This is a genomic window from Erysipelatoclostridium sp. AM42-17 (genome assembly GCF_003480255.1).
Lineage (GTDB): Bacteria > Bacillota_I > Bacilli_A > Erysipelotrichales > Coprobacillaceae > Faecalibacillus.
Genome location: NZ_QUIN01000036.1, coordinates 1 through 12,954, shown reverse-complemented (window position 1 = coordinate 12,954; position 12,954 = coordinate 1). Strand labels below are relative to the sequence as shown.

The following is a 12,954-nucleotide window of genomic DNA, read 5'->3' as shown; positions in this document are numbered from 1 at the left end:
GTAGATTTTTAGACAATATAAAACCATGAGGTGTCTCATTTGAGATTTGCCTCATGGTTTCTCATTAGCTCTATTTCAAAAATATCATGTTATTTCATAAAGCCCAATTCTCAATAATCGCATAATACTTTTCATTACAAATAATTACCTTCTATTGATTTCAATAGATAATACCATTTTACTTGTTAAGTAAGTAGCATATTCCAATATAGCAATTCTTCCAAATATATCTTGATACTTCGTTTCAATTTCAAAAACAAGATCATCCATTTCACCATGAAGGAAATCTGCTCTTTCTTTAGAAATTGGCATAGAATTTAATTTTCTAAAAGCTTTTACCAATTGAATTCCATACATATTTTCAATAACTTCTATAATTGTCTTATTCATTGATAATAAAATATAATTTTCAATATTTAAGAAATATTGACAGGGTATATAAGTTTCTATCATTGAGATAGGATATTCTAACTCATGTGTTACTCTTATAATATGTAATAGTTCACTATTTTCTGGTAATTGAAATCTTAAATTCATTTTAGCATCTACAATCTTTTCTATTTTAACAATTTTAGAATTTTCTTCTATATCTGGTATATTTCTTTCAAAAGAAAAACTAATAAATTCTTTAAATAAAGAATTCTTATTTGTTACCTTTTTAACAAATGTTCCACTACCTTTTCTTCTTTCAATAAGTCTTTCTTTTATTAATTCATCATATGCTTGACGTACCACTGGTCTAGAAATAGAAAATTGTTTACATAATTCTTCCTCAGTTGGTAATCTATCGTTAGGTTTATATTCACCTTTAAGAATAGCATCTTTAATATGTTCTTTGAGTTGATAATATAGTGGTAATGCTGAATTTCTATTTAAATAAACATCTCGTTGATCTAATAATTTTTTTTTCATCATCTCACCTTTTATCCTCATAAATATAAAAAACAAACATTCTATTGTTCTGCTTTAAATCCCTTTAAAATATCCATTGAACAACTTGTACCAATTCTTTGTGCTCCTGCTTCTATAAATTTTTGGCAAGTTTCCCAATCTCTTATACCTCCAGCAGCTTTTACTTTCACACTGTCCCCAACAATACTTTTCATCAATAAAACATCTTCTATTAAAGCTCCACCTGTTCCAAATCCTGTACTTGTTTTAATAAAATCTGGTTTAACAACTTTGGCTATTTCTGCTAATCTCTTTATTTCTTCTTTTTCTAAATAACAATTCTCAAAAATAACTTTTGAAATAACATCTTTTTCTTTACAAAGAGAAACTATACTTTCCATTTCTTTTTGAATATAAGCAAAATCTCCTTGTTTCACTTTTCCAATATTAACAACATAATCTATTTCATCAGCACCATCATCTATTGCTTTCTTTGTTTCATATAGTTTTACATCCAATGATGTTTGTCCTAATGGGAAAGAAATAGCAGCACCAACATGAATATCTGTTCCCTTTAATAACTCTTTACATAAGCGAACAGGTTCACTATTAATAGCAACCATTGCAACACCCATATCTTTTGCCTCTTGGCACAATCTGATGAAGTCGTTATCTGTGGCATATGCCTTCAAAAATGTATGATCAAACATTTTTGCTAATTCTTTTTCTGTCATTTTTTTTACCTTCTTTCATTATATCATACTTTTTAGCTATTTTCAAAAAAAGTTTTACTATTTATTGACATTATATGACATATTATACTCTTTTATAATCGTTCTGAACAGTCTCTTGTCGTTCTAAATACATATTTAATATTATTCCAAAAATAATAATAACTCCACCTATTAAAGATATCTTTCCAACAGTTTCATGAAATATCAAGAAAGCCCATAATGGTGCTAATAAAACTTCTGACATACAAATGACATTAGCTGTAAAGGCATTTACAACCTGTATACCTTTAGCAAAGAAAACACCACCTAATGCTGAAACAAATATTCCACTTAAAATCATTGAGACCCACTCTAAAGGTTGAACACTAGGAAAATCTTTAAATACATAAAAAATAAATGAAATAGAAATACAATAACTTAACATATTAGAAGTATAAGTATTTGCATTTTCTTTAGTATTTAAATAAAATTGCAAACCAAAAAAAGCACCTGAAATAATAGCTAAAATATTTCCTATCATACCTTTTATTGATAAAGCATCAAAAAAGAAAAGAACCATTCCAAATATAACCATTAAAATAATTAATATTTGTTTCTTTTGTGGTAAGCTTCTATAATCTATACATTGATAAATAAGTACAAAAGCCATAGAAGTATATTGTAAAACAATAGCATTTCCTACTGTTGTTAATTGGTTTGCATAGTTAAATGTTATTCCTGAAATAAATTGACAAATAGCAATACATATGATCAATTTATTAAACACAATTTTTTTATAATTAAAAAGTCTATTAAAGATAACAGCTACAATGGAAGAAACAACAGCAATCATTAATCCAGATTGACTATTAAAACGAATTAATATTCCTGCTACACTCCAACTGATTGCAGTTAAAAACAAATAACTATAACCTTTTAAAATCATATACCTTCTTCTAATTCCTCTTCATTATAAGTTGTATAAGTATATTGACAAATCATTGACTTTCCTGTTTCTATCACTTGTTTTGTTAATTGTTTAACATCATTATGTACTTGGCAAAGTAAATATGCTTCAACTAACATTGGTAAATTTGTTCCTGCAATAATTTCTACATTTTCTTTTGAAGTTCCTAAAATGACTGATGATTTAAAAGGTGATCCCCCTATCAAATCACATAAAATTAATATTCCTTCACAATCTTTTAATTCATCTAATGCTTGTTTTATCTTTTCTTCTAATCTTTCAACAGAGTCATCCATTTTAAAATCAATATAGTGATAATTTATCAATTCATTTCCTTGAATCACTTTTAAAGCTTCAGTCATTCCTGAAGCAAATTGTCCATGTCCTGTAACTATAAGTCCAATCATCAATTAATCCTCCTTTATAATTGCTTTTTTTATATACTCTAAAATATCTTTATGTGAAGAAAATTCTAATTGTGCTGCACTTAAATCAAATTGATAATATTGATTTTTAATTGCTAAAACATCTAATCCTGCTAAACAAGCAGCCTCAATTCCATATTCTGAATCTTCAATAACATAAATATTTTCTCTTGGTATTTCTAATAATGAAACTGCATAATTATAAATTGCTGGATCTGGTTTTGATCTTTCAAACATATCTCCACTAATTATGCAATCAAACATTGCATTCAACCCACATTCATTAACCATATTTTTTATTTCATTTAAAATATTAGAAGAAGCAATGGCTATTTTTATATGCTTTGATTTGAGATAAGTAATAAGCTCTTTAACTCCCTCTAACATATATTTTCGATATTCCATAGGATACTTTTCACAATATTTTTGCCTTAAATCCATAATCTCCTCTTTTGATAAATAAATATATCGTGATAAAATCTCTACTTCCTTTTCTAAAGAACATCCATAAAATTCTCTTTTATCTGCATCAGATAGCGTTTTTCCATATTTTTGAACCATACTTTCAAATATATATTGCCAATGTGCTTCACTATCTACTATGACTCCATCCATATCAAAAATAACAGCTTTTAACTCTTTGTTTGGATATGCTTTTCCAAAAGCCCCATTTTGCATACAAATATTTGAAGCATATAAAGAAGCATTATTCATTGCCTTTTCAATCCATTCCTTTTTTATCGTTTGTTTCTTTTTCCATCCTTGATTAACAAGAGAATATACAAATGCAGTTATATAAGCATCACCTGCACCCATTGTATCTTTTGCTTTTATTTGATGTTTTACACCTTCAATCCATTCATTTCCTGTAAAGAATAATGGTATCTCATTGCCTCTTGTTATTAATATAGGTTTATGTATTGAATAACTATTGATTTTTTCTTTAATGTCTTGAATTGATAAATGATTCATAGAAAATTGTACTAAATCAATATATGGAATGACCTTTTGAAAATAAGTCTCTTGTCTATATTTTTCCTTTTCTCCAAAATCATATGACACAATACCTGAAATATCTTTTAGCAAATAAAGTTGATCTTCTAATTTAGCATTACAATTTGTAAAAACAACATCAAAAGTATGAATATATTCCAAATCTTTTGGTAATAAGTGAATAGGTCCTGTCCAACATTGTCCTAAATCAACCTTTATAAATTGTCTTTCACCATCTATAACATCTTGAATGCATTGTTTTGTTGATGTATTGTTTAAATAATGACAATGAGTTATATCAATATTCAAACTCTTTAAAATTGATTTTAAATAATAACCATAACAATCATCTGCAATATATCCTAAATAAGCACTTTCAATTCCTAATTGAGTAGCATTAACAGCTACGTTAACAGCATTTCCTCCTGGATAAGAAATATTTAAATTCTGATAGACATCAAAGACATTATCACCTAATCCTAATATTTTCATTAGTAATCTACTTTCCTATAATATCTACGTATATCTAATGAATGATTAGTAATAACTTCCATATTTTTTGAAATTCTTTGTAATATTGCATTCATAACAACAGGTGATAGTAGTGGTCTAAATTCATCAGAAATATGTGGATATACAAAATCTTTACAATCAAAAACAGTTAATTTATTAGTATATTTTTCAAGAAATTTTTTTACTCTTAAATCTAAAGATCTTGTTTTTCCTTCTGTAATTAATAATGTTGTACAAACATCTTTTTCAATTAGTTCCAATGTTCCATGAAAAAACTCGGAACTTGATACTGATTTTGTTCTTATCCATTGACTTTCTTCTAATACACACATAGCATATGAATAACAAACAGGCCATAAATTACCTGAAGCTATCCATATTTGATAGGGCTCATTATGATAATTTTTACAATATTCAATTGCTTTATCATCAACAGTTTTACGAACTGATACAAGCACTGCTGGTAACTCTTTTAATTCATCTGCAAATTGATTGTATTGATCAAAAAATCCTTGATTGTTTAAAATTTTACCAATTAATAAATATAAAACTAACTCTTGAGGTCTGCCTTCTTCATAAACAAAGCTATAATCGCTTAATTTTTCTAATGGTGAATCTTTCTTTCCAACAATTGAAACAATAGTGCAGCCTTTTTCTTTTAAATATTGAGCACCTGCTACTGTTTCTGGTGTATCTCCTGATTTACTAGACATAAAGACTAATGAATTTTGGTTTAATTGATTATGTCCTGTCATAACGAGAGTACTTGATAAAACACAATAAACTGGAATAGGACTCATTTCATTAATCATATCTGCAAAAGGTTCCATCATTGCTTGTGAACCTCCTACTGATGAAAAGAATATATTACTCAATCCTTGTTGACATATATTGTTTGCTATTGCTTCTAATTGATTTCTAGCTTCATAAATAAACAAACCATTATCTATCATTTTATTTTCATCAAAATTAATCATTTTTATTAATTCCTTTCTATTGTTTTTATAAAAATAGCCCCATCGATGAAATGGAGCTATTATTATCTTATAAAAGTTATTTAGAAATTACATCCATCCAAGGAATGACATAAGAATTCCAAATAAAATAATTCCTAATATAATAACAAGAACATTAGCATTCTTTTTCTTAAACAACCAGTAAATTAAGAAAACAATGGCTAATGGTAACATATTTGGTAAAATACCATCAAAGACACTTTGAACAGTTGTTCCTTCACCCATTCCAAATTTTAAACTTTCACTAAATGCTAAAGAAATATATGAAGGAATTAAGCCACCAACAACCATAACACCTAAAATACCTGCTGCTTTTGTTATATATTTTGTTCCTTCAGAAATAGTAGAAACAGCTTTAACTCCTAATTTATATCCAAAAGACCCAAACCAAATACGTGATATAGCTGCAACAATCCAAATTCCAATATATAAAAGTGGTCCTAGAATTGATCCATCTTGTGCTAATGAACAGCAAATAGCCGCAGAAATTGGTAATACTGTAAACCAGAAGATTGCATCTCCTAATCCTGCAAAAGGTCCAAACAAACCATTACGTATACCTTCAATTAACTTTCTATCTTCTCCATGTTCCTCCATAGAAAGAATAAGTCCCATTAAAAATGTTGCCATATGAGGTTCTGTATTAATAAATTCCATATTATATGTCATAAATTCAGCCATATCTTCCTTTGAATCTCCAAAGATTTTTTCAGCTGCTGGCAACATAGATAATGTAAATCCTGGTGCTTGCATACGTTCAAAACTAAATGACGCTTGTTCTAAAAAAGAAAGGACTGACATTTTTGTAATATCTTTTTTAGTTAATTTACCTCTAGGTTTTCCATTTTTTAATAATTTTCTAGATTCCATCTTCTTCACCTCCGAAATCATTAACAGTTATTTTAGCTGCTGATTCTTCAACTTTCTTTTCATGCATATAATTAATATAAGCAAGACAAACACCAACAACTGCAATTGGTAATACATTTGGTAAATCTAAGAATGTTGCCATAATAAATCCTAAGAATAAATATGGTGCATTTTCTTTATTTAAAGAAACCATTAATAATAATCCCAATCCAACAGCTGGTAAAATTCCTCCAGCTATTTCAAACCCATGAACTAACCAAGTTGGGAATGTGTTTACAAATGATTGAATAGGTGTTTGTAATGCATAAGAACATAAGAATACTAAAAATCCAGTAACTAACGCTTTCAATAACCATCCTGAAACAACTAACTTTCTAAATCTATTTGTATCTCCATTGACTGCATAAGTATCACATTTATGTGCAATACCTACATAAAGTGTATTGAAGAAAATTCCAACCCATTGTGCTAATAAAGCAAAAGGTAATGATAAGCCAAGTGCTGTTTTCGCATCTTGCCCAGTTGTATATGCAATAACAAATGTCATCATCCCTGCCATTAATGGATCTGGTGGAACTGTTCCACCAACTGTCAATAATCCCAAATAAGACAATTCAGCAACTGCACCACATGCAATACCTAATTGAACATCTCCCACAACTATACCTGCAAAAAACGCTACAACCAAAGGTCTAAACCAATAAAAGTTTTCTAATCCTGCATCAAGAGCACAAATAAATCCTACTAAAAAAAGTAATATACCTTGGATCAATGTAATCTCCATAAATAAACCTCCCTTATATATTTTTATTAAATTGTATATTTCTTATCTCCTGGTGCAATTTGAATATATACGTCTACACCATTTGATTTCATAGCTTCAAAATCTTGCATATCTTTATCATCAACATACACATGGGCTTCATGTAATACCCTCTTTCCAGGTTTCACATGCATATTACCAACATTAACCTTCTTAATTGGTACTCCACCTTGAATCAACTTCAACATATCATCTGGTGTTTTGCAAACAATAAAAATATGTTGTTTTGGACTCGCTTTATGAATAATATCTATTGTTTTTTGTAATGAAAAAAAACGAATTCCAATTCCAACAGAATCAGCTGTCATTTTCATTACAGATTTTTGAACTTCATCATGTGAACATTCATCATCAGCAACAACAATCAAATTTGCTTCACTTGCTCCAGCCCATGCATTACCAACTTGTCCATGTACAAGTCGATTATCAATTCTCGCAAGAACAATATTTGGTTCTGCCATAAATTTTTCTCCTTTTTTCTGTATCTGTAAGTGCACACTTTACATATCTTATTTTATATCTTTGTTACATAATTTGTCAATATGTTATTACAAATTTTGTTATAAGAATTCCTATTTACTTCATATGTTATCATTAAAATTGTATTATTTGTTATTTTCGATAAAAAATCACCTATTTTTTTAGTATATTCATTAAGAATATATTTTTGGTTTTTACCTCTTTTCTTTTCTTTGAATATCTGATATGATATATTTGTCAATTTGTTATGACAAATTATTGAAATATATAATAAATTGTCATATAACATATGTACAAAAAAATAAGGAGGAAAGATATGAACAAAAAAAGTCCTTCTATGTTGTCGTTTATTGAAGATACCCCTAAACAAATTCATTACAACATAGAAAATTTACATGTTTTGACAGAACAAATCATCAATTTTTATTTACAAAAAGATTACCAAACAATTTGGATTATTGCGTCTGGATCGAGTGCTAATGGTTCACAATGTGCTAAGCCATTTTTAACAAAGTATTTAAATTGTGATGTTAAAATTATATCTCCGAATACATTTATTTATTCGGAAAGTAATTTAAAAGACAATGATTTTGCTTTTGTTGTTTCGCAAAGTGGCTGTTCTACAAACTCTATTGAAGCATTAAAGAAATTAAAAGAATTAGGGTTTCCTGCTATTGGATTAACAGGAAATATTGAATCTGATTTTAAAGAATTTGCTGACATGATTATTGATTATGGTGTAGGTATTGAAACAGTGGGTTATGTAACCAAAGGTGTAACAACTTTAGCATTATTTCTTATTTTATTTGCTTTACAAGCTGCTATAAAGAAAGGATATATTTCAAAAGAAAAGTATAATGAAGTATTCGAAGAATTAACTGATATACCTTCACGACATCAAACAATTCAAAATCATACTTGGGAATTTTATCATAAAAATAAAGCAGCCCTCACATCAATGAATGTGTGTTATTGTTGTGGTTTTATACAAGGTTATGGTATAGCAACTGAAGCTGCTTTAAAAATAGGTGAAACAATTCAAATACCAAGTTTTGCTTATGAGGCAGAAGAATTTATTCATGGCCCTCATTTACAATTAACACCTTATTATACACTTTTCTTTATAGATGATTTTTCTTTGGGTAGTGATAGATTAATACAAATTTATCAAGCAGCCCATAGTGTTTCTGATTATGTATTCGCTATAACAAACAATCCTATTGTTGATGATCAACATGCATTACGTTTACCATTTGAGATAAAAGAACCACTATTATCTCCTTTATACTTATTACCATTTTTTCAAATCATTGCATATCAAGTTACAACCGACTTAAATAAATGGAATAAACATCCTATGCTTGCTAATTTCGAAAAATATGTTGATTCCAAAACTGAAACTATCAAAAAGGTTATGCCAGATTAATGATAAAAGCTATTATTTTCGATATGGATGGTGTCATCATTGATAGTGAGCCTTATTATCAAAAAGTTCTTTTACACATTCTTAGACATTTTGGAATTCAAGCAACTTCTAACGATTTATTAGCATTAGCTGGTGGTTCTTCGACTCACTTTAATGAAATTATAAATCCATTAATTCAAGGAATTATTTCTAGAAAAGATTTTGATCTTTATCATTCTCAATATTATTCGAAACATAATATTCCCTATATGGAAATTATATTTCCATATGTTAAAGATTTGCTTCAATGGCTTAAAGATCATGGTTATCGTATTGCTATTGCTTCTAGTTCAAAACAAGATGAAATTCTAAATGTTCTTAATGTATGTCAAATTAGAGAATACTTTGAAATTATTATGAGTGGTGATATGTTTAAAGAATCGAAACCACATCCTGAAATATATGTCACTTGTGTAGAAAAATTAAAACTTAAACCTCATGAATGCATGGCTATTGAAGATAGTGAGTATGGTATTACTGCAGCAAAAAAAGCAGGACTTACTTGTATAGCAAAAATTGATAAACGTTTTGGATATAATCAGGAAATGGCTGATTATCATATTAATAATTTAATAGAAATTATAAAAATATTGGAGGAAATGAAATGAAGAAAATATTATGTCCAAGTATGATGTGTGCGAATTTTGAAAATTTGGGAAAGGAAGTTAAAGATTTAGATGAGGCTGGTTTTGATATCTTTCATCTTGATGTAATGGATGGTGTTTTTGTTCCTAACTATGGTATGGGGCTTCAAGATGTAGAATATATTTGTAAAACTGCTACCAAACCATGTGATGTTCATCTTATGGTTGTTAATCCTGGAGACTATGTAGAAAAATTTGCGAATATTGGAGCAAAGATTATCTACATACATCCTGAAACTGATGTACACGCTTGTCGTACATTACAAAAAATTATTGATGCAGGATCTAAAGCAGGAATTGCTATTAATCCAGGAACTTCATTTGAATCAGTAAAGGAATTATTACATCTTTGTGATTATGTAATGTTGATGAGTGTGAATCCAGGTTTTGCTGGACAAAAGTATCTTGATTTTGTAACACCTAAATTTAAGAAATTTGTTGATGAAGCTAAAAATTATGGTGGTTATAAAGTTATGATTGATGGAGCTTGTTCACCAGAGAAAATCAAAGAGCTTTCAGCAATAGGAGTCAGTGGATTCATATTAGGAACAAGTGCATTATTTGGAAAAGACAAAAGTTATCAAGAGATTTGTAAAGAATTAAGAAAGGAGGAAAAATATGAATCTTAATGAATCTAAATTATGGAAAGAAATTCATCAACAAGATGAATGTGTTCGTGAATGTTTAAAATACAATTTACCTATTTTAAAAGAAATTGCTTTCAACATAAAGCAAAGAAACATTAAAAATATTATTTTCGCAGCTAGAGGCAGTAGTGAACATGCTGCACAAGTCGCAAAATATGTTTTTGAAATTTATACTGATATGTTTGTTAATATAGCTGCTCCTTCTATAACGACTTGTTATCAAGGTCATGTTAATTATCAAAATGCTCTTGTTGTAGGTATTAGTCAATCTGGTGGTGCTCAAGATGTATATCAGGTGATGAAAAAATGTGTAGATGATGGTGGTATATGTGTTTCTATTACAAATGAACCAGAATGTTTAATGTCGACAATTGGACATTATCAATTAAATAACCATTGTGGTATTGAAACCAGTATTACTGCTGCTAAATCTTATATAACTCAATTAACTATTTTGATTGCTTTAGCTTATCAAATATCTGAAAATCAGGAACTTTTTAACTTACTAGAACAACTCCCTGATATTATAAAAGATTCTTTTCAATTAGAAAATCAAGTTCAAAATGTTATTCCTTTTTTTAGAAATAGTGAACATTTATTAATATTTGGTAGAGGTTTATTATATGGTTTAGTTCAAGAAAGTGAATTAAAAATTCAAGAAACAAGTTATTTAGATGCTCGTTGTTATTCTGCAAGTGATTATCAACATGGTCCTATTGCAACCTCTTTATCTTTTGTACCAACAATATTTTTTATTGCTGATAAACAAACAGATAAAAGCATTATTCAACTTCATCAAAGATTAAAAGAAGAGAAAAACATCTTCTCATTAATTATTTCAAATAAAGATAATATAAGTGAATTAGGAGACCTTTCTATTAAAATTCCTCATCAATATGATGGACTTTCTGCTGTCTTTGTTTGTGCTATTATTTCACAAATGTTTGCTTGTTTATTATCTATTGCAAGAGGTTATAATCCTGATAGTCCAATTGGAGTATCAAAACATACAGTTACAATATAGGAGGATGATATTATGAATTTAGTAACTATGAAAGATTATATATATGCAACACCTGCAAAAGTTTTAGAAAATGTTAAAAATGCTGAAATGCTTGTTAAACCTATTGTTGATTTATATATAAAAAAGAATTATAAAAAAATAACATTTGTTGCTTCTGGATCTAGTTATACTGCTATCCAATGTGCAAGAGGATTTCTTTGTGAAAAGTTAAGAAATGATGTCAAAGTCATCAATCCCTTTACTTTTTCTGAATATGATTATCGTTATGTTACTGATGATGAATTTGTAGTAATTGTTAGTCAAACTGGAGCAAGTACAAATTGTATTTCAGCATTACAAAAATTAGATCAAATAAACCATGAAAAATATGTATTAACTGGTAATGTTGAAAGTGATTGTAAAGCTTATGCTGATACTATGTTAGATTGGGGTTGTGGTATAGAAACAATGGGATATGTTACATTAGGAGTTGTTACTTTAATTAACTATCTTATGTTATTTGCTGTATATGCTGCTCAAGCACTTCAATTAGAAGATAGTATTGAATATACTAAAAATCAAATTATTAAAGCTATGAATAACCATAAAATTGTATGTCAAGATAGTGAAAAGTTTATAACGGAGAACTATCAAGCTTTAATGCAAATGGATCGTGTATATGTATTAGGTGCTGGTTCTAATTATGGGACTGCTTTAGAAGGGGCTTTAAAAATTGGAGAAACAGTTAAAGTGCTTGCTGTTGGTTATGAACAAGATGAATTCTTACATGGACCTGCATTACAATTATCTCCTCAATATACAGCTTTTGTTATTGATAGTGGAGATCAAACAGCAGACCATGCAAAACAAGTCTTTAATGGGTTATTAAAAGTTGTCAAAAATACTTTTATGATAACGCCAAATAAAGATATAAATCACTCTCAAGTACTATATATTCAAGATTCTTGTGATGAACCATTTACTTGTTTATATAACTTAGCGTTCTTTGAACTTATTGCTGAAATTATATCAACAGATTTAAATTCAAAAAAATCTCATCCACTCTACTATGAAATGAATAAAGTTATTGACTTTAGAACATCTGAATTTAGAAAAACACATAGTAGTGATGAGGATGATTAATACATCATGTATTTATTAATACAAAAAAGAATAAATTATATATTAACTATATTATTTATTTTTCTAGCTATTTTGCTTTATATCTTATTTTTCCCTATATTTAGATATTGGGGATTTACAGGAATGATTATTAGTTTTATGACTCTTATTTTGATTTTTCATTTTCTTATTGATAATGTTATAAAACATACAGAAGATATAATAATTTATAGAATGTTATCAAAAAAGCAAATAGCTTTATGTCAAATTAAAAAAGTTCAGTTCTATAAAACAAAAAAAGACTTCTATTTTAGAAGTCATCATATTTACGGTTTTATTTCAAGCCATGATATTTGAAACTGCTTTTCAAAATCTTGTGGTT

At 28.2% G+C, this 12,954-nt stretch carries 14 protein-coding genes; 5 read left to right on the top strand and 9 right to left on the bottom strand.

Annotated elements, in window-relative coordinates; translation table 11 throughout:
* Positions 1 to 144 precede the first annotated feature (144 nt).
* From DW911_RS10590 to agaB, 9 genes are all read right to left on the bottom strand, one after another.
* On the bottom strand, positions 145 to 912 hold the full coding sequence (locus DW911_RS10590) for a GntR family transcriptional regulator (protein WP_158575445.1): 768 nt from the start codon (positions 910 to 912) through the stop codon (positions 145 to 147).
* Between the two features lie 41 nt (positions 913 to 953).
* Positions 954 to 1,625: a deoxyribose-phosphate aldolase gene (deoC, locus tag DW911_RS10585; RefSeq protein WP_118607804.1), complete on the bottom strand. Its 672-nt coding sequence runs from the start codon at positions 1,623 to 1,625 to the stop codon at positions 954 to 956.
* A gap of 82 nt (positions 1,626 to 1,707) precedes the next feature.
* Positions 1,708 to 2,550, bottom strand: coding sequence for a DMT family transporter (locus DW911_RS10580; RefSeq protein WP_118607803.1), 843 nt, complete (start codon positions 2,548 to 2,550; stop codon positions 1,708 to 1,710).
* On the bottom strand, positions 2,547 to 2,978 hold the full coding sequence (agaF, locus tag DW911_RS10575) for a PTS galactosamine/N-acetylgalactosamine transporter subunit IIA (RefSeq protein ID WP_118607802.1): 432 nt from the start codon (positions 2,976 to 2,978) through the stop codon (positions 2,547 to 2,549). The genes DW911_RS10580 and agaF overlap by 4 nt, the downstream gene beginning before the upstream one ends.
* 3 nt (positions 2,979 to 2,981) lie before the next feature.
* Positions 2,982 to 4,481 carry a PfkB family carbohydrate kinase gene (locus DW911_RS10570; RefSeq protein ID WP_118607801.1) on the bottom strand — a complete coding sequence of 500 codons (1,500 nt, stop codon included), beginning with the start codon at positions 4,479 to 4,481 and terminating at the stop codon, positions 2,982 to 2,984.
* On the bottom strand, positions 4,481 to 5,479 hold the full coding sequence (locus DW911_RS10565) for an SIS domain-containing protein (protein WP_118607800.1): 999 nt from the start codon (positions 5,477 to 5,479) through the stop codon (positions 4,481 to 4,483). The genes DW911_RS10570 and DW911_RS10565 overlap by 1 nt, the downstream gene beginning before the upstream one ends.
* An 87-nt stretch (positions 5,480 to 5,566) precedes the next feature.
* The gene (locus DW911_RS10560; protein WP_118607799.1) at positions 5,567 to 6,388 is read right to left on the bottom strand and encodes a PTS system mannose/fructose/sorbose family transporter subunit IID; all 822 of its coding nucleotides are present in this window, start codon (positions 6,386 to 6,388) and stop codon (positions 5,567 to 5,569) included.
* On the bottom strand, positions 6,378 to 7,172 hold the full coding sequence (locus DW911_RS10555) for a PTS mannose/fructose/sorbose/N-acetylgalactosamine transporter subunit IIC (protein ID WP_118607798.1): 795 nt from the start codon (positions 7,170 to 7,172) through the stop codon (positions 6,378 to 6,380). Before DW911_RS10555 ends, DW911_RS10560 begins: the two co-directional genes overlap by 11 nt.
* A 26-nt stretch (positions 7,173 to 7,198) precedes the next feature.
* Positions 7,199 to 7,672 (bottom strand): PTS galactosamine transporter subunit IIB, encoded by a 474-nt coding sequence (gene agaB, locus DW911_RS10550; RefSeq protein ID WP_118607797.1) that lies wholly within the window; start codon positions 7,670 to 7,672, stop codon positions 7,199 to 7,201.
* Between the two features lie 335 nt (positions 7,673 to 8,007).
* Here agaB and DW911_RS10545 point away from each other — a divergent pair, with 335 nt between their 5' ends.
* Genes DW911_RS10545 through DW911_RS10525 form a run of 5 tightly spaced genes read left to right on the top strand, consistent with a single transcriptional unit; the run spans position 8,008 to position 12,593 of the window.
* The gene (locus DW911_RS10545) at positions 8,008 to 9,117 is read left to right on the top strand and encodes an SIS domain-containing protein (protein WP_118607796.1); all 1,110 of its coding nucleotides are present in this window, start codon (positions 8,008 to 8,010) and stop codon (positions 9,115 to 9,117) included.
* Positions 9,117 to 9,764, top strand: a complete 648-nt coding sequence (locus tag DW911_RS10540; protein WP_118607795.1) for an HAD family hydrolase — start codon at positions 9,117 to 9,119, stop codon at positions 9,762 to 9,764. Before DW911_RS10545 ends, DW911_RS10540 begins: the two co-directional genes overlap by 1 nt.
* Positions 9,761 to 10,429, top strand: coding sequence for a ribulose-phosphate 3-epimerase (locus DW911_RS10535; RefSeq protein ID WP_118607794.1), 669 nt, complete (start codon positions 9,761 to 9,763; stop codon positions 10,427 to 10,429). Before DW911_RS10540 ends, DW911_RS10535 begins: the two co-directional genes overlap by 4 nt.
* Positions 10,419 to 11,471: an SIS domain-containing protein gene (locus DW911_RS10530; protein WP_118607793.1), complete on the top strand. Its 1,053-nt coding sequence runs from the start codon at positions 10,419 to 10,421 to the stop codon at positions 11,469 to 11,471. Before DW911_RS10535 ends, DW911_RS10530 begins: the two co-directional genes overlap by 11 nt.
* 12 nt (positions 11,472 to 11,483) lie before the next feature.
* Positions 11,484 to 12,593, top strand: a complete 1,110-nt coding sequence (locus DW911_RS10525; protein ID WP_118607792.1) for an SIS domain-containing protein — start codon at positions 11,484 to 11,486, stop codon at positions 12,591 to 12,593.
* Positions 12,594 to 12,954 lie beyond the last annotated feature (361 nt).